This window comes from Cytophagaceae bacterium ABcell3 (assembly GCA_030913385.1).
In the GTDB taxonomy this organism is placed as follows: Bacteria; Bacteroidota; Bacteroidia; order Cytophagales; family Cytophagaceae; genus ABcell3.
This window is the reverse complement of record CP133159.1, coordinates 4,987,515-5,007,101: the sequence shown is the minus strand read 5'-3', so window position 1 is coordinate 5,007,101 and position 19,587 is coordinate 4,987,515. Positions and strand designations below refer to the sequence as shown.

Sequence of the window (19,587 nt, the reverse complement as noted above, 5' to 3'; positions counted from 1 at the left end):
AGAACTATTTTTATGAATTTGAGGGAGTCCAAGTGCAAAGAAATATGCAGAAGACCCCTAAAAGGCGTGCACCACGCTGCGAATATTCAAGTCCCAGCCAGTTGTCAATTATTGGTTTCGAGACACCGTTTCATAATCAGCTTGACCCCAACAACCGGTGGGTTTTGCTCAGCAACAAAATTCCATGGGATGAACTTGTCAATCTCTACAACAAACGCAATCCTCCAAAAAAGACAGGGAGACCGGCGCTTAACCCTCGTGTGCTGATTGGAGTGGTGATCATCAAGCATATCCTCAACCTGGATGATCGTGAGACAGTTGCCCAGATTACCGAAAACATGTATCTGCAATACTTTCTGGGGTACAGTTCTTATATCAAGGAGCCTCCATTTGATCCATCTTTGTTTGTAGATATCAGAAAACGGTTGGGGCAGGAACTTATCAATGCGATGAATGAAAGGATCCATGAGTTTTACATGGAAAAAGCCCCAAAAAAAGTTGACAAAACTACGAAAGGAAAAAATGACCCTCCTTCCTTTGCCAGTGGGCAAGAGTCTAACAAAGGAGAGGCAATCTTTGACGCAACTGCCTGTCCTCAAGATATCATTTACCCAACCGATTTGGGGCTGCTGAACAAAGCAAGGGAAATCACCCAACAGATCATAGATGAGCTTCATTGTAAAAATACCCAGGGGAAGAAACCAAGGACTTACAGAAAAATAGCTCGTAAAACCTATCTGAAGGTGGCCCAGAACAAGAATCCATCAAGAAAAGTAATTCGCAAAGGGATAAAAGCCCAGCTCCAATACCTTAGAAGAAACTTCAAGACCATTGAAAAGCAGCTGGACAGCTTTGAGGTTTTTCCTTTGTGTCATCGTACACAGCGGTCATACTGGGTCATTCAGACACTTTATGAACAACAGCTTGGCATGTTTAAGAACCGGGGCCACCATGTAGCAGATCGGATTGTTAGTATCCATCAGCCTCATGTGCGACCTATTGTACGGGGAAAGTCACGAGCCAAAACTGAATTTGGAGCCAAGATCCACCTTAGCATGGTGGATGGTTTTTCCTTTCTGGACACTGTGTCCTGGGAGGCTTTTAACGAGGGCAGTCATCTTGTTGATTACGTTGAAAAATATCGGAAACGGTTTGGTTTTTATCCTGCCAAAGTACTGGCAGACAAAATTTACTGCACCCGTGAAAACCGGAAGTGGTTGAAGGGAAAAGGAATAAAACTGGCAGCCAAACCTTTGGGCAGGCCATCCGCAAAGGCAGTGGAAAACCACGTAAGTCCAGGAGAGAGGAATCCGGTTGAAGGAAAGTTTGGACAAGCAAAAAACAGCTATGGGATGAACCGTATCCGTGCCAGACTTAAGAATACCAGCCAAACGTGGATCGCCTCAATAATCCTGGTGCTCAACCTGGTCAAATTGACCAGGCAGGCACTCTATTTTCTGAGTTTTTCAGCATGGCATAAGTCAATTTTTAACATAATTCGGGGTCTGAAAGACGTATTTGAAAGGATGACAATAAAAAACCGGCCTGGCGAGCGCTCAGGGCCGGTTTTTTACATATGTTAAATTTGAGTTTTTCAGCAGACCCTAAATAAACATAGCCCTAATGGGGTATAGAAGATATAACTGATATTGCGCCCCGGTTGGGGCTTTGGTTAGTCTAGTGATTTTTTCCAATGAGCTGTCGCCCATTGTTATATATTTCGCACCTTTGGTGCTTGCATTAGGAATTTATTTGTAATAAGGCTTAAGGTCGTGTTAGTGATCATTAATTAATATAGTACGAATAACAACAAGGTGTATGAGAGTAGCTGTTATAATATTCGTTTGTTTTATTCCCTTCGCAACTTTTGCTCACCAGGATCTAAATATTTTTTTTAATAAAAATGATGTACACCTTGTTCTAAAAACCGGATGGGCAGAATTTGAAATAAAGCAGAAAGCAAATATATTATTGCATTTAATTGATAATCTGAAGAATAAAGCCGAGTATAGTGGCGAAAAAGTGTTTGTTTATTTTAACCATGACTACACTTACTCGGATTCTGCTACTTATTCACTGGGCTATGGGGCATTTACCTATTTTGATGAAAGTAAGTCGGGAGAAGATACCGCTACCGGAATTAAGGTCTTTATAAAGGAAAGGACGATCGACATTCCTAAGGTATTATATCTCATAAACTCAGCTTTTGAAAGGGTTGAAGATATTAAAAAAGAACAAAGAGCATTTTTCTTTGATAAAAAATACAGGTTTGAATCAATTCCGTTGGAAAAGGTTTTAAACTTTCAACAATATAATAAGCTAGTGGAAGAGCTGTTGAGCGAAAAGACCTATAGGTTTATCAATCCTTCCGAAGAAAGGTTGGCAATCGATTATTTTTATAGTCAAAGGTGCTTTAATTTTTATGTACCAAGTAATAAAGAAGGAGACGAGGAACTTGTAGTACTGGAGATTCCTCACATACATGAAATCTTGGGTGACTCCCAATATGGGTACTTTATTTTTTCTAATGATAGTACCTTTTATTTTTTGTCCTCATACGAGAAAAAAGCCAAAGGCCCATATGTTGTAACCGGTTTGTGGGGAACTAGAGCTCCTGTCGAGAATATTATTTATGACCATTCTCCTGAAAAAAGGTTTACCTTTTTCTTTACAAATTATGTTGATTCAAGGAAAGTTATGTTTGTTCCCGGTAAAGATTTAGTCATTTCTGATTTTAAATCAACTGAAGATGAGTTTATCGCTAGTCTTATAAGTAAAGAGGAAGGGGGGTATTCAGATATGAAACTTAAAGAAAAGACTGTCTCAGGGTGGTTGATTGGCCTATTAATTGTTAGTGTTTTATTAAATATAGCTTTTATAATAAAGATCAAAAAAAGCTAATGAGCAATATTTTATATTTGTTTTCTAGAAAGATAGCTCTTGTAGCGATTTTGGCTGGTTCGCCATTTCTTGGTATAAGTCAAGATATAATGAAAGCACTTGACAGTAGGGCTGAAATAAAGCCTAAGTCTAATGTTATTGATTGGGTAAAGGCCTTGCCGATAGAATTAACCAGGTATGACTACACAGAGACTTCATTTGTTAGTACAGATAAAGGACTTATTCAAGAAGGACATCCAGACAGTTGGCTTGTTCAGGTAGCTGACTTGGATACATCTAACGGGTATATACGTGCAAATGGATATTTACCCGGCGTTGGTGACTATACTCCTGAAGAACAGTTTAAAGTATTTAGAAAAGCTTCAGGAGATCACATCTTGGCTTTTAACTATATTGACAAAAATAGTCCTCAACAAAATTCTTTAAATTTTTATAAGGCTTTGAAAGGTAAGGTATATGAGTTGCCTCACAGCCAAGTTCTTCCAGAAGTTGACATATATGATTTTATTACATCTGAAGACTATAATGATTTGCAAAAGCATTTTAAAAATGCTGGTGATATAATAAATGAATTGCTCGTTTTTTATTATTTGCCTCGTCAAGGAACAGCCATTCAAGCAGGGTTATATTATTCTTTAAGTAGCGAAAATAAAGACTTTATGGGTAGTCTGAGTGAGTTGATAAAAGATAAATGGGAAGTTGATGGATTTGTGGTTTATGGAAAAGTTGAATTGAAATGGAATAGTAAAACGGAAAAATTTGAAAAATAACTAGTAGAGTGCATAATTCGGCTAACCTATAATACCCTTGCTTTTTAAGCAGGTAGCGCTGCACGGATAATACCAGTTAATGTTATAAGCTCCAAAGGAGCGAAATAGATCAACTCAGGGGTTTGGCCCTGAGCAATGAGGCATATAATAAAACATAGCCCCAACGGGGTGCGATAAAAGATATGCTCAGGACAGGAATGGTGGGAATTTATATTGCGCCCCGGTTGGGGCTTTGGTTAGTCTAGTGATTTTCTCCAAAGGGCTGTCACCCATTGTTATATATTTCGCATCTTTGGTGCTTTTGCTAAGGTTTTATTTAATCTTCCGTTTATGATTATAACTCTGTTAGAAGTCTTACGTCTAGTGCCTTAGAAGTGTTATGCCAAAAGAGCGCTGCCCGCATAATGCCAGTTACCGATGCAAAGAAGCTAATAAGCTCCAACGGAGCGAAAGAGATCAACTCAGGGGTTTGGCCCTGAGCAATAGGGCATGTAATAAAACATAGCCCCAACGGGGTGGGATTAAAGATAAAGATATGTTCAGGAATGGTGGGACTTATATTGCGCCCCGGTTGGGCTTTGGACAGTCTTGTTATCTGTTTCCATGGGCTGCCGCCCATTGTTATTTATTTCGCACCTTTGGTGCTGGTACTAGTATATGGTTTATGTCTAATTTATAACAAAATTAGGTGGTAAATAACTGTATAATCATAGGGAAAAGTTATATTAGACTATTAAGCTGGGGTGATAGAAGATCTAGGCTCTTTGTTCATAAAAAATTTATTAGAAGCCGATTTGGCTTAAAGGTTGATTTCAAATCATATGGTTCTGTCTAGGGCTTTTACATATCGCACAAATTTATCTTTATCAAATTTCAGAGATGTGTTCCACAAAAATATAGAGGATGCTTCTTGGTGTGAGAATATCAACGGTTTTATTTCTGAAGTGTCATTTAGGTATTTCCCAACAGGGCATTTTATAATGTTGCCTTTTCATATGTATAAAGTTAAGGGAAAGGTAGTAGGTGATGACGAAGGGGCTTTTGTAGAACTTAAAGTCGGACAGACGAATGTTTTCTCATTGCTTCAATTAATTGTTGTTCTGAGTATTGTACTTTTTACTTTTATTAATAACATAAGCTATAGTAGCCTCATTAAGGTTGCTTTATTTATTATTGGGGTCGGTTTCAGTCAATACCTTATTTCTTTAGTTTGTATTGACTTTTTGAAGAGGAAGGTTGTGAAGTGCTTGCAATTATCATCTAGCAGTCTGCCATAAACTTTTTATCAGAAAGTGTCTGGCACGTTTCACTTTTCTTTACATTGATTTTATAGACATGTTAACCTTTAGATTATGAAAGCTTTATTTTGCCTTTTGTCCATTATAGTTCTTTTTTCAGGGTGTTCTGAAAGTCAAACTGAGCATATAGCCGAAGAGGCAGGACATGTTTCGGAACAAACAGAGGTTGTTCGTACCAATGAAGAACCGGAGGTGCAGGAACGGTATAGTGCATCCGTGAACTATGAGAATATTAACCCTGCCATTCGCCCCTACATTATAAAATTAGATTCTTTGTTTGACCAAACCCCTTACTATATAAATTCTGAAGGCGAATACTTCTTCTATGTGTGTAATGGGTGTTACTCTCGAAAGGAACAGGATGATAAACCCTTGATTCAAATGGGCATCATCAATGAGGCTTATGATACCATTTTGGCCCCTGATTACTCAAAAATATATAATCCGGATGCTACTGTTAAAGACTATATTGAAATTGAAATCAATGGAATGAAAGGGTTGTTTAACTATAAGACACATCATGTTATAGAGCCACAATATGAGGTGATATTTCCGTCTGACATTTCCGGGGTTTTAGCATTTGGGAAAATTGGAGATAAGCATTATGCTATTAAAGAAGAAGGAGCAGAGCTGATTGATGAAGATATTCCTTTATATAAAATGCATGGGGAGAAATGGGCATTTGACATCAGGGCTCCTCATATAAAATATCTTTATGACAGTTATCATATAATAGAAGGTAACGGGCCGAATACAGGGGAAAGGGTAGTAATTACTCCTTCCTACATTCATCAACTAGGCTATGCTCCAGAAGTTATAACAGGTATTAACCAAGCTCAGAATGAATTTGGTGTCGGATCTGCCGAAGGCAAAATTATAGAGTCTTTGTCAATTACCGATAAAATTGTTGCGTTAATTTCTTCATTTAAAGAAAGCGGTATTGACGGTAGGGATTACTGGAATAATAAGCATCATCTAATAACAGTAGATGATAAGAACAATGTATTGGGCAGTGAGTTGTTTAACGAAAATAGGGGGTATGGTCAATTTCTGTGCGAAGAAGGAGAGGGTGCTTTTAAATTTCTGGAAGATAATATGCTGGAAACCAGAAGTGCTGCCTATGTCAAGGAAGCATACCCACATTATGATTATATGTCTCAGTACCATTATTACCAAATTCTTCAAGATGGAGAAATCGTAAAGTTGGAGAGCAACAGGTTCTATGAGTTTACCAAGTATATCAAACTGGACGAGTCTTATTTCTTGGGGTGTTTCGCTAAAAAAAATTCTGACCAAGAAACTCAAGACGAAGGTAATTATTGGCTATACAATCACCTGACCATAGAGGATTTGGATATCATGAGGAATGAAATCTTTGCTGATTACGGGCTGAGGTTTCAAACAGAAAAGTGGCAACAGTATTTTAATAAGCAAGAGTGGTATGCTCCCGCCTATGATAATGTAGATCATTTACTTACAGAAATTGACAAGCACAATATTCAAACCATCCTTTCGGTCAAAGAAAAGATAAGCGGTAAAGAAGCTGAATTAAAAAAACTGATCTTTTATGTTGCGGCCGGTTAAGCTTGTTCTCCTTTTGATCATTTCAGGTATAGGTATTCTGATTTTTTTAAAATCGTTAGACTACTACAGTCCTGATTTTACGAGAGGGTACTTGCTTGGGAAAAAGGAAATTTTTGACGGGCTTTTCAAATATGGGCTATATGCTCATATAATTACTGCACCTTTTGTCCTTTTTATAGGCATTTTCAGGTATTCTTCAGGTATGAACTTAGCAAAAGAAAACTTCATAAAGCTCTAGGAAAGATTTATGCTTACCTTATCCTTTTTGTTTCCGCACCTGGAGCTTTGATAATGTCTTTTTATGCCATAGGAGGGTGGTGGTCTATCAGTGGCTTCCTTCTGTTGACCGTTTTATGGTTTGCCTTTACCTGCTATGGATTACATCATGGGCGTAAGGGAAGGTATTATCAACATAAAAATTTTATGATGAGAAGTTATGTGCTGACTTTATCGGCAGTGTTTCTTAGGGTCATTTCATTTGTGTTTGTACATTTTTTTGCTCTGGAAGGTTCGGGATATTATGCTCTCATTGTATGGATGAGCTGGTTACCATTTTTACTGATCACGGAAGGGGTGTTTCTGCATAACTGGAAGAGTCGGAAATTGGTGGGAACATCACCTTTTTAGCTTTTTTAACCTGAACTATGCGATAGATTTCGTCATGAGGAACAAAATAACAAAGAATCAGTCTTTTGGGTCGCAAAGTGGTATTGCTGAAATAAGAAGCTGCTAGTCCGTGCCATTGGTAGCGGGAAGCAAAGATGCTAGTGTAGTCTGCTCCTGCAAAAGCGGGGTTCGGGTAGAGCGCATTCGCATAGTACTGAGAAAACTGTGGTGATTGTGCTTTTGCCTGCAAAGTAAGCAAGCCAAAAACCAACCAATGCAACCCAGACCTGATATGTGCACGTCATACATGAGCTAAGAACGGTTAATCTAAGCATATAAATCATGTGGTATCGGATTGAGGTAACACTCCCTGTTTTTCGTTGATGTGTGACACCTCTTTCGGCATAGGGCAGCGTGTCAAATTCGATCACCGATCACCACTTTCAAAACACCTCAAACCACAGTCTCCCGACTTATTTCACAAATTACACTGAATTAATTAATTTGTTTAAACCCAATTAAATCCCCCTTTTAACTAGTTGTGTGAAAAAACACAAATTTTTTATCGAGTATTTGATGGGATTTGTGTAATTTAGTGCCGCTTTTCGTCATGCTTGTGCGAATGGTTATTGCCAGCTTGTTTTAGTACCTATGGAAATGTAATCAAACAGCGTAACACCAGGAATGATGTTATAGGTCTGTCACCGTAGGGAAAAAACCTTGCAGACTTCAATCAGGCAGGATTTGTTGTGTCCCAGGATACAACCGCCGGCGTGCATAAGATTATCGCGCCGTTAAAATTTTTTATTGTTTAACCGGGCATAGCCTGAAAACCAAACCGAGCCATGTTACGTCATGCCTTACACCTGTTCTGCGCATTGTTTTTATTTCCTGCGCTGCTAACTGCACAAAATGAATTTACCTTTGAAGTCACGGGCGAGCCCAGTGACGCCTGGGTTAAGCTGCACTGGGAGATTGGTACTTCCCACTTGCGGGCCAACGACGATCAACCCGTATACGTAAAGATCTTCGATGATGAAACGGGAGAAACCCTCCACGGCTATACCGTTGGAGATTTTTCTTGGGGGTTTGCCCCTCCGGAGGAAGCCGAAACAGGGAGCTTTACCCACTTTGCTGGGCCTGATGCCATGCACACTTACCGGCTCCAACTGTTGGCCGTAGGCGATGGCCAATTGATCGAAGAGGCTTTAGTCACGGGCAACACCGATCCCTTCCGGGCGCCGGAAAACCTTCAGGTATCCCAGCAGGCGTATGCCCACCGGGTCACCCTGACCTGGGAGACGGATACAGACCTAGCCTCCGAATTCCGGGTGTACCGTGATGACGTACGGCTGACCCGTGAGGTGGAGGAAACGGATCCGGGCGTATTTTCCTGGGTAGATTCCGATCGCTCCGACAATCCTGAGCACCTGGAAAACGGTGCGACCTATACGTATTGTGTGGTAGCATATAACCGTAACAGCCAGCAGGAGTACGCACCTGTATGCGGTGACGGAAGCACATACCCACTTAATTTTCAGGCTGCCGAAGTGGTATATGACGACCGGGTGGAACTGACCTGGAATGACCTGGCCGGACAGGCGGCGACATTGCGGCTCTTCCGGGATGGAACCCAACTCGCTTCGTTGCCTGCCGATGCACAGGGCCATACGGATGAAAACCCCATCCCGGGTCGTGACCATACCTACCGGCTGGAACTGCTGAATGCACAACAGGAACGGCTTGTCAGTGCATCCGAAACGGGTGGCACTCCTCCCGATGGCCGGGTCACCGGACGGGTATATACGGCTCGTGGAGGGATTGGTATTGCCGGAGCGACCGTGACTGCCGAATTGGAGGTGGATGAAGAAACCGTGACCCGAACAGTAACTACCGGGGCTGATGGGATGTATGAACTGGCAGGCATCTATTATGGCGAAGCCGCTGAGGTCACCCTGACCATTGCCAAAACCGGTTATGCCTTCCAGCAGGAAGCTCATGAAGTACTTCTGAAGATGGACAGTCCGCACAAAAGCGGAATCGATTTCCCGGCTAATACGGGATACGATCTGGAAGGGGAGGCCGACCTCACCCTGGAAGATTTTGTCGCCAATCCGGCAGCAGCTCCAGATCAGGTGGCCTTTTCCTGGGCATACACTTCTGACGCCCAGCCCGTGTTTTTTAAACTGTACCGCAATGATGCCCTGCAAACAGTTTTGCAGGATACAGATACCTGGGTAGACCAGACCGGTGTGCCCGGACAAAGTTATACCTACCGGCTGGTGGCTTATCGCGTAGATGCAGGGGAGGAGGTTACCCTTCGGGAAAGCACTTTGGAACTATCCTATCCGGAAGTTACTTCGGTGTCGGAACTGGAGGCAACTCCCACCGACGATGGAGCCATCGCCCTTCACTGGGAGCATGTTTCATACCACCATGCCGGCTTTTTGATCTATCGTGACGGGGATCAGATCGCTGACCTGGCACCTGAAACATTGACATTCACAGACACCCTGGGCCTTCCCGGTAGTACGTACACATATACTGTGGCACCCTACCTGCTCAGAGGGCTTACGTACATAGCCGAACCGGTGGCCGCCGACCCGGAAACATACCCGGAACCCGAAGGCCCTACCGATATAGCGGTAACCCCATTGCCCGAAGCCAATGCCATGCACATTACCTGGGACAGTCCGCTCAGCCCGGACTATTACTATGATGGCTACCGGATTGAACGGGACGGAGAGCTTATCGCCACCGTCGCGCGTCACGTTACGGAGCATGAACTGGAAGACCGGACCGGCCGGCCAGATGCGTCCCATACCTATAGCGTCTCCGCTTGGAAAGCGGTCGGAGAAGCGGTCTATACAACGGCGCCCGTGACAGCCACGGCGACACACCCGGCCGTACTTGTGCCGGTCATGACCGGTGCTTCCGATGCCGAACATGCCAACCGCATCACACTCACCTGGGAGCCGCACCCCACCGGGCGGCACGACGGATATGCCCTGCTGCGTGAAGGAGACACGGTAGCCGTATTGCCTGCCGGGCGACAGCAGCATACGGACGTACTGAACCTGCCTCCCGGAGCCGGTCCGACATTTGATTATGTACTTCACAGCTTTGTCAACCGTGACGGTGAACGCCACTATTCAGCGGCAGCCACTGTCACCGGCACCCGTGCCACGGATACCGGTACGCTGCCACAGCCGCAGGCTTTTACGGCTTCTACCGGCTATCCCGGGCAAGTCAACCTCGCCTGGGAATACCCGGCCTACCTGGTCTATGAGTTTGAATTGTACCGCGACGGGGATTTACTCACCACATTGGCGCCAGACCGCCGCAGCTGGGTGGATGAAACCGCTGCTCCGGGCGAGACACACCTGTACGAACTGCAGGCCACCCATGCCTCAGAAAATAGCCCCTTGGTCGTGGCGCAGGGAGGGCTACGTTCGCTTAAAGGACTAAGCGGGACGGTAACAGGCCGGGACGGAACCGGCATAGCAGGAGCTTATGTGACTGTCACCGCTGCTGAACCTGATGGCGCCGGTTTTCGGGAAGAAGTGACGACGGATTCCGCCGGTACCTACCGTATAACCGAATTGCCGGCAAAGGAAGGCCTGGAGCTGACCGTTACGGTGGAAGCAACCAACCACACCTTTGACCCGGATACCCGAACGATCACCATCACCGCCGAAGAAACCCGCTATACAGCCGGGTTTACCAGCATCCATCCGGCCGGCAGTGGCGTACCGGCTGCTCCCAAACTTACGGCCCAGCCAGACCCGCTGACCTTGGAAGTTACGCTGGCCTGGAGTGCTCCGCAGGGAGCAAATACCGGTTTTGAAGTCTACCGCGGGCTGACACACCTGGGCGATGTAGCCCCCGGACAGCCGCACCACTGGACCGACCGGGAAGGAGAGCCGGGCATGACCTACCTGTACCAGGTGGTCCCGTATACCAAAGCAGACGGCGAGCGCCACTATGGCGAAGTAGCGGAAGCGACAGCCGTTTTCCCGAAGCTGCAACCGGTCAGCAGTCTGGAAGCCACCCCTCGCACCGGGGAAGACTATGTGGACATCCGGTGGAGCCACCCGAAAAATCACGCCACCGGCTTTTACATCTACCGGGACGGCAAGCGCATAGGCGAAGTGGCCGCCAGTAGCTCGTTGGCATTTGCCGATACGGACGGTGCTCCCGGGCAAAGCTATAACTATAGTGTCCGGGGCTTCCTGCTTGGTGAGGACGGCCGTTTTTTCGAATCTGGCGCGAAGACAGCCAGAGCCGTATTCCCGGATGTAGCCCCGGTGCTGACTTTTGAAGCAGCCCAGGCTCCCAACGGGGTAGCGCTTGCGTGGGTACATCCTTCAGCCGATGCCGATGCCTTCCGGCTGTACCGGGATGGTCAGCTACTGACCACCCTGTCCGGGGAGACCGATGCGTATACTGACTACAGTGGGGTGCCCGGTACGGCGTATACTTATACGATCAGTGCCCGACGCACGGTAGATGGGCAGTCCTTCCTGAGCCGCGCGAACCAGGCCCAGGCTATCTTCCCTGAGCTGGAACCCGTGACGGGTCTCACTGTTACACCCATCGAGGCGGAAGACCATGTAACACTCAACTGGGTCTACCCGCATCTCGGGCACGATGGTTTCATCCTGTTTCGGGAAGGAAGTGAAGGCGAGCCTGAAGAACTGGTTCGCCTGTATGAACCCGAAGCGCAAAACTGGCTGGTGACGGACGGTGAACCCGAAGCGGAATATACCTACCGGGTGATTCCCTTTGCCTTCCGGGAAGGAGACGAATACCGGGCGGAAGAAGCGGTGTACCTGTATACGCACCCCGAACTGGCTGCGCCGTATGACCTGGCAGCCTCGCAGGGAGCGCATGTTAGCCACGTGGCCCTCACCTGGGCCCATGACTCGGAACGCAATCACGGCTTTGTGATCTACCGGGACGGGGACGTGCTGGATACCGTAGATGCCGGCCGCCGGCAGTACCGCGACATCATTGCTGAACCGAATCTTATTCAGTATACCTACCAGGTGCAGGCCTTTTTTACCACGGAAGGAGGCGGTATCCGCACCAGCACGCCCGGAGAAGAGGTGACGGGTTATGTACGAGCTTTTACTGGGGAAATAAAACTGGCAGAAGCACTGGGTGCCAGGGTTGTAGCAATGGATGGCAACCGTATGGTAGCGGTATCAGGGTATGAAAGTGAATTTATGTATTTTGTCTATCAGGAAGGAAGTGATGAGTTTGTGCTTCAAAATAAATATGGTTCCAGTACTGATATAGGGGGGGGGCGTACAATTGCAGTTACACTTCAGCAGGATAAGCTTATAAAAAATACATCCGATGGAGGAATGAATTCATGGCTGTTTGAATTAAATGAGGGTGTTTGGGAGTTTACGCTTAGCTTAGGCTCGGTGAATCGTAGTGTAGGACCTAATAATTATATGAGTAATATTGATGGCGATAGAATCTTATCTGAGGTTTCAGGCGGCGATCCGGGAGCGCGTGTTTTGGTCCATGAGAATGGTTCCTGGGGGGAAGAAGCCCGTTTTGGGGAGGATATTGAGATTATAACTAGCCTTGGGTTGTCTGGCCGTTATGCTTTCCTGGGAGCAAGCAGCATTGAAGATAATCGCCAGGGAACCGTGTACGTGTATCGCCGGGAGGGAACTACCTGGGAGCAGGTACAAGTATTGGAGGGTAGCCAGAGCCAGGCAGGTGACCACTTTGGAAATTACCTTAATGTGCATGGGGATAACCTGGTGGTGGGTGCTTTTTGGGAAAACAGGGCGTATGCCTACCGGTACCGGGAAGGCAACTGGGAAGAAGTCCAGCGCCTGGAACCGGAAATGGCCGGAGCCGATCGGTTTGCTCGCCAACTTGTGGTGCATGGCAACTGGCTGGCCATAGGTGAAAGGCATACATCGCCAACTACTGCACAAATTCATTTGTATCGGTGGGATGGAGAACGCTGGGAACGAAAGCAGACCATTGATGCATTGTCCGATGGTCGTGAGATAGAAGTGGTAAGTGATTTTGATTTGTCGGCTACCCACCTGGTGGCTTCGCTGATTGGTGGTGGGCAAACACAGGTAATTACAATGCGGCTAATGGAAAGTCGCATCAATAACATCACTGCCACTTCCGGTGACTTTCATGACCAGGTGCGGCTGACGTGGGAGGCTCCCGAATTACCGGGAGACGTCACCGGCTTCCGGATTTACCGGGATGATCAGCAGGTTGGAGAGGTCCGCCGCGAGGAGCGGGCTTATTTTGACTACAACGCCCTGCCCGGTCACGTGCACCGCTACCAGGTCGTGGCAGTGTATGCCAGCGGAGACGAAGCCGTCCCGGTGGCTGTCAAAGGCCACCGCCGGGCCAATGGGGTGCTGGAAGGCCACGTCATTGCCGCCCAGGGCGGACAGGGGGTGCCCGGCATGCAGATTACCGCCCGGGCCGTAATTGACGGGGATGTGTACCGCTATACGGCCGAAACCGATGCCTCCGGGGAGTTTCGCATCCCGGGCGTCTACTACGGGGAGGAGACGCGCTATACAGTGACGGCTTCTTTTCCCGGACATCAGTTTGTAGAGCCGGAAAAAGAGGTGCGCCTTTCGCTGGACCAGCCCACCCGGTTGGTGCCGGTGTTTGTGAACAATACCGCCTATGTGATTGCCGGTACCGTAGCCCGCAAGGGAGCTACCTGCGGCATGGAGGGGATCGAGGTGTCCCTGGCTACTTATCGCAGTGGCCAGGATGGGCCGCTGACTGAGCAGACAACTACCGATGAGGAAGGAAATTATGCCTTTACAGTCAACCCGCTGGATCCGAACCTGGAGCGGATTGAGGTGTGGGCTGAAAATACCCAGGCATACGGAGAACCCGAAGCGATGGATTCGTTGAAGCATGATTTTAAGGCCGGAGGTTTTGAGGGTCACCTAGCCGTATATACTGATTTTGAAAATTTCCCGCAGGTGACGGAGCTTAATTTTACCGATGAGCTGACCTACACGGTTACCCTGGTGGTGCGGAATGTCTGTGCGCCCATTGACGAAGAGTTTGCCATTCGCATCACTTCGGAAACGGGTTGCTATGACAAGCAGTTTTATACCTCACCGACTTTTCCGGGACGCCTGGTGGAAGACCTTCCGCCAGTGGATATGCAGATTGTCGTGGAGGGGGTGCGCAACGCCACGCCACAGAGCCTGGCCATGGTGGATTACCTGCGGGTGCGCCCCATTACCCTAGCGCTGGGGCAGGTGCATTTGGAGTATGGCTTGTCCGATCCGGAGGCCGTGGCGGCATATACGGAGCGTAGCTTGGTGTACCACAACCAGCCGGAGATTAGTCTGGATGGGGCCGGGGTGGACTACCTCTGTGATGATCCTGCACAAGCTTTGCTGGTGGAGCAGGGAGAGGCGTATGAGTATGAGTTTGTGGTGACGGAAACACACAACGGGCAGTCCTGTCCGGTAGATGAAGGGTATCTGGAGATCGTGAACCACGCATCCTCGGATCCGTCGGAGTTGCAATTAAATTATGAAGACGAAGCGGAGGCTTTTCCGGCATACCTGTTTACCGGAGGGACACCCAACCTGTCCGCGCCCCATCTGCAGAGCCTGACCGTTCGCTATATGTCAAATGAAGACCGCCTGCTCGGAGAAGAAACCTTCCAAGTGTTTGTAGACGGTACGGCCCCGGTTCCCGGCAGTGATGTCATTGTGGATGCTTCGGATGACGGTGTATTCCAGTTGCCTCTCTATATCCTGAGAGACCCCATGGGGGATAGGAGCTTCAGTGAGTTGAAAGAAGGTGTAACCGTAACCAACCGGTTAAAGATGCAATCAGAGCATATGTTTGCTCATGGAGCAGAGCTCTCTACCAAATTTACCGCAGCTGGGGTAGGAATGACGGCAAAAGTGGGTATGAAAGCCGGATATAAATCCCGCAGGTCGAGTATATATGAGGTGTCATTAACCACGGACCAGGCGATTCGTACATCAAGTGACCCCAAACACGTAGGTCGGCCCGCAGATGTGATCGTGGGGGCAGGTATCGCCATGCAGTATGGCCTGATGCAGGACGTGACCCTTGATGAAAACTGCCAACCGGTGATGCAAACAACCATCGGGTTCAGCCCGAATGAAATTACCACGACGTGGTTGTATACCGTGGAGCAGATCGAGGAGCTGATTGATCAGTATGATCACCAGATCGAACAGGTGATGGAAGGGACACTGCAACTGCGCGATGCGAATAACCAGACGATTGAACAGGGTGCCGCCGTAGCCAAGCTGCATTCTTTGCGCCACAACTGGATGCAGGTATTGTGGTACCACGATTGGGGGGCGCTCCCGCACTGGCTGATGTGTGCCAAAGACAGGGAAGAGCTGTTCCCGCATTATCATCGCTTTACCCGCCGGTATTCGTTGAACCCTTGGAGGTTTTTAAAGGATCACTTGCGGGCTCAGGAGACCTTATTGGATGAGTTTGATGCCTTGCGGGCGGAAATTTGTAGTCAGTTAACCGGAGAGTCCGGTATGTCGATTCCCCGCCCCGATTTCTCAGGGGGCTATGAGCCGGTTGAAGAAAGGCCGGTATGGACATCGGAAGACGTTGAACGCTATAATCGGTTGTATGCTGTGTACAACAGGCTTAACGCTATGGAAGAATTGCTTGGGCAGATTACCGGAGGGCAAAATTTCATGCTTGATCAGACGTTTAAAAACCAGCTTGTTAGCCAATTGGAAAACATGTCTGTCGAGGAAGCCCCGGGTGCTCGTAACTTCACCTTTGGAGGAGGAACGTCCCTTTCCCGGAGTACCACCTCCCGGACATCGTTTAACCGGTCCCTTAGCCAGTCGGCTTTTTTAAATACCTCAGCCAGTTATGGGATTCTACTCGACCACGAGGCGCATGCGGGGTTTGGTTTCATCCTCAAGGCAGCTGGATTAGAAGTTAAGCCACTGGCGACGCTTGAATTTAACTTCGGCGGTGAAGCCACACTGGAGGCTGGTAGCTCCGAAACGACCACCACATCCTATACCCTATCGGATCAGGATGTGGGAGACCAGTTCAGTGTCACCGTCATTGATGGCCCGGCGCGTAACCATACCCCATTTTTCCAACTGGTGGGCGGGCGCAGTTCCTGTCCCTATGAACCCGGTACCATTGCCCGGGATGTACCGGACCTGAACCCGGTCACTACGGATGGGGAGGTGGTGTCCCTGCAGCAAAGCCGGGTGCCTCCGGATGAAGCAGCTATTTTTCCGCTGCAGTTGACAAACCTGAATCCGTTTAACGAAACACGTACTTACGAACTGTTCCTAGACCCGATGAGTAACCCGCACGGAGCTATTGTCAGGATGGGTGGCCAACAGCTTGGGGTCTCCGACCCGCTGACTATCCCGGCCGGACAGCCTTTTTATACCAATATCAGCGTAGAGAAAGGTCCCGTCTCGTTTCAGTATGAAGACTTGCGCATCGGCATGCGCTCTACCTGTGGCAGCGAAACGGCCGACGTGTTGTTGAACGTCTATTTTGACCACCAATGTACGCCGGTGAGCATAGTCGCTCCGGGGGATAACTGGCTTATCAGTCGGGCCGCTCCGGGTAGTGAGGATGAGTCGTTGATCGTTACCCTCAGCGACTATAGTGTGCAAAACCCTAACCTGGAGGAAATATCACTCAATTACCGGCGGATCGGAAGTAACCAGTGGGAAAGAATCGGTTCCTATGGTAGGGATTATTTAGCAGATTACTTTGAGGATTACCGACATGTGTATCAGCACCCGACCTACCCGGTTAGCTGGAATATATATGGTAAAGACTTGCCGGATGGAAATTATGAGCTTCGGGCCACTGCCCATTGCGGGGCAGAGGGAGAAGTCCATTCCAATGTCGTCCGGGGACGGGTTGACCGCAGTCAGCTTCGCCTGCACGGTCGGCCTCAACCGGCTGATGGTATCTTGGGATTGGGTGATGAGCTTTCCATCAGCTTTAACGATAACCTGGATTGTGCAGTGTTTGATCCGGATAGTTTCACCCTGGTCACGCTGGCGGACGAACCTGTTCCCATTGAGTCGGTATCTTGCTTTGGCAACCGGATTACAGCAAGCCTGAATTCGGGCGACTTACAGGATTATAATGGTGTCATGGCCCGGGCGACGCTGGTTGGAGTGGCGAATACCGGAGGGAATGCCCTTGAAGAACCGGTAACGTGGGACTTCCGGATCGTCAACAACCCCGTTTACCTTCACCCGGAAACGGTGGACCTGACCTTGTACCAGGGCCGTACCGAAACCGTTATTGTGGAATTGCATAACACATCCGACGCAGGACAGACTTATGGGCTTTCTGTGGAAAATGATTCCTGGCTACAGGTAGACCAAACAGCCGGTTCCGTACCACCGGCGGGTCGCCAGGTAACGCTCTATGTGGATGCGTCAGACCTGGAGCTAGGTGGACATTCTAACGAGATTACCGTCACGGTTGACGGATTTTCCGATGTCACCTTACAGGTGGATTTAACCGTAATTCCCGAAGCGGCCGACTGGGAAGTGGACCCCGGTGACTATACGGAGCAACTGAATGTCATTGCTGCCTATGAGTTGGATGGGGTGCCGGGCAGCGATGAAATGGATAAAATTGCGGTGTTTATCGGTAATGAACTTCGTGGGGTAGCCAACCTGCAATCTACGGGAGCAGATGCAGTGTCACATGCGGCCTACATTACCGTAGGAGGGGGACCGGAAGATGCCGGCGAGCCGTTGCGTTTTCGCGTGTGGGAAGCAGCCACGGGAGTTGAATACGATGCCCACCCGGAAGAGGTGTATGCATTTGAAACGGACAAGGTACACGGCACTACGCCAAGGCCACTGAGGCTGACTATTGATCCGGAGCAGGATCGTGCCCGTTATATTCCGTTACGGGCCGGCTGGACCTGGATATCCCTGAATACGAGGATGGATTCTATGTCAGTTGCGGCTGTATTGCAGGACTTAACCCCGACAAACCAGGACATGATTAAAACGGATAACGAGACCTTCAGTCGCTACGAACACGGAGCCGGAGGTTGGGTCAGCCTCGACCTGGATGAGCTGACACCGGGCACCGGCTATCGGATATACTCCCGGAATGGTGATACTCTTCGGGTTACCGGTCAAGTAATTGAACCGGAAAATGTACCCTTGCAGGAAGGGTGGAACCTGATCGGCATGCCCCTGGATGAGCCGGTGACACTGGCGGCACTTGTCCATACCTTTAAGGATGGAGACATCATCCGCTCTCAGGATGCCTTTGCCACCTATACCGAAAATAATGGTTGGACGGGAACGCTCCGGCTTTTGAAACCGTATGCGGCTTACCAGATGCAGGTAGCGGAAGGCGGTTGGATGAGTTGGAACCCGGCAGCAGGCACGGTGTCTTCGGATATGACCATGAGTATGGATACGCCCGAAGAGGATATAGCAACAGATCCCGCGCAGGTGGCTGCCAGACTGGCTGATAGTGAAACGGATGACGGTCAGCCCCAGGACTGGGAGGTTTATGCACCGGACTACAGTGAGAACATGATCCTCACTGCGTATGTAAAGCTGGATGAGCGTGTTTCTGACCATGATTACAATCAGGTGGGGGCCTTTATCCAGGATGAACTGCGGGGTACGGGGCAACTGACTTACCTGCCGGAACTGAACCGGCACCTGGCCGTCTTTTTCATATACGGTAATGCCGGTGATCAGGGAGCACCTGTGCGTTTTACCATTTATGATGATGAACGGCAGGAACTGCGACCTGCCCACCAGGTACTTGAATTCCAGGTACATACTGCGCCGGGGACGTTTATGAACCCGTTCCGCCTGAGTGCGGGTGAAATTACCGGATTGGAAGAAGCAATTTCTGAAACGCTGGAATGCTATCCAAACCCAACCACGGACAGGACTTACCTGAAATTTCACAGCAAGACAGGCTTTGCTTCACAACTGACGGTGCATGATCAGGTAGGGAAGGTGCTGCTGGAACAGGAATACCAGGTGCAGTCTGGAGAAAACCGGCTAGTAGTGGATGTGAATCATTTGCCGACCGGTATGTACTTTGTGTCATTCCGGTGGCAGGGAAAACAGCAGACTTTTAAATTGATTAAACTATAGGGCTTCCGGTTACATCGCCAGCAAAAGAATGTTGTTCGCTTGCGCTCACATGATAGTTTCCGCAGATTCCGAGGATAGCGCAGATTGATACGCAGATATAGTGCTTTGCACTATATCTGCGGAATTTGCGATATCTGCGGGAGGCAAGAAACACAGGGGGCGCAAGCGACTTATTAAAGATTTGACAATAGAAGTTTTTGATGATACGAATTATGTTTCCCAGCGTGCCCTAAGTGAACACTTTGCCCAGCAAAGCTGTAT

The 19,587-nt window shown here is 48.1% G+C and carries 9 protein-coding genes; 7 read left to right on the top strand and 2 right to left on the bottom strand.

Features of this window, described 5'->3' with window-relative positions; translation table 11 throughout:
• Positions 1-44: 44 nt before the first annotated feature.
• The 3 genes from RCC89_20585 (at position 45) to RCC89_20575 (ending at position 3,671) form a co-directional block, all read left to right on the top strand.
• Positions 45-1,583: an IS5 family transposase gene (locus RCC89_20585; GenBank protein WMJ75536.1), complete on the top strand. Its 1,539-nt coding sequence runs from the start codon at positions 45-47 to the stop codon at positions 1,581-1,583.
• A 235-nt stretch (positions 1,584-1,818) separates the two neighbouring features.
• Positions 1,819-2,901: a hypothetical protein gene (locus tag RCC89_20580; protein ID WMJ75535.1), complete on the top strand. Its 1,083-nt coding sequence runs from the start codon at positions 1,819-1,821 to the stop codon at positions 2,899-2,901.
• On the top strand, positions 2,901-3,671 hold the full coding sequence (locus tag RCC89_20575; GenBank protein ID WMJ75534.1) for a hypothetical protein: 771 nt from the start codon (positions 2,901-2,903) through the stop codon (positions 3,669-3,671). Before RCC89_20580 ends, RCC89_20575 begins: the two co-directional genes overlap by 1 nt.
• 334 nt (positions 3,672-4,005) lie before the next feature.
• Here RCC89_20575 and RCC89_20570 read toward each other — a convergent pair whose 3' ends face one another.
• Positions 4,006-4,290, bottom strand: coding sequence for a hypothetical protein (locus RCC89_20570; protein WMJ75533.1), 285 nt, complete (start codon positions 4,288-4,290; stop codon positions 4,006-4,008).
• Between the two features lie 262 nt (positions 4,291-4,552).
• Between RCC89_20570 and RCC89_20565 the strand changes: the two genes are divergently transcribed.
• From RCC89_20565 to RCC89_20555, 3 genes are all read left to right on the top strand, one after another.
• Positions 4,553-4,948 (top strand): hypothetical protein, encoded by a 396-nt coding sequence (locus tag RCC89_20565; protein ID WMJ75532.1) that lies wholly within the window; start codon positions 4,553-4,555, stop codon positions 4,946-4,948.
• Positions 4,949-5,023: 75 nt separating this feature from the next.
• Positions 5,024-6,553 carry a YARHG domain-containing protein gene (locus RCC89_20560; GenBank protein ID WMJ75531.1) on the top strand — a complete coding sequence of 510 codons (1,530 nt, stop codon included), beginning with the start codon at positions 5,024-5,026 and terminating at the stop codon, positions 6,551-6,553.
• Entirely contained in the window at positions 6,537-6,791 is a 255-nt protein-coding gene (locus RCC89_20555) for a hypothetical protein (protein WMJ75530.1), read from the top strand. The genes RCC89_20560 and RCC89_20555 overlap by 17 nt, the downstream gene beginning before the upstream one ends.
• Positions 6,792-7,115: 324 nt before the next feature.
• Here the strand turns inward: RCC89_20555 and RCC89_20550 are convergent, their stop codons facing one another.
• Entirely contained in the window at positions 7,116-7,409 is a 294-nt protein-coding gene (locus tag RCC89_20550; protein WMJ75681.1) for a type IX secretion system membrane protein PorP/SprF, read from the bottom strand.
• A 595-nt stretch (positions 7,410-8,004) separates the two neighbouring features.
• On the opposite strand from RCC89_20550, the gene RCC89_20545 reads away from it, so the two are divergent.
• On the top strand, positions 8,005-19,326 hold the full coding sequence (locus tag RCC89_20545) for a carboxypeptidase regulatory-like domain-containing protein (protein WMJ75529.1): 11,322 nt from the start codon (positions 8,005-8,007) through the stop codon (positions 19,324-19,326).
• Positions 19,327-19,587 lie beyond the last annotated feature (261 nt).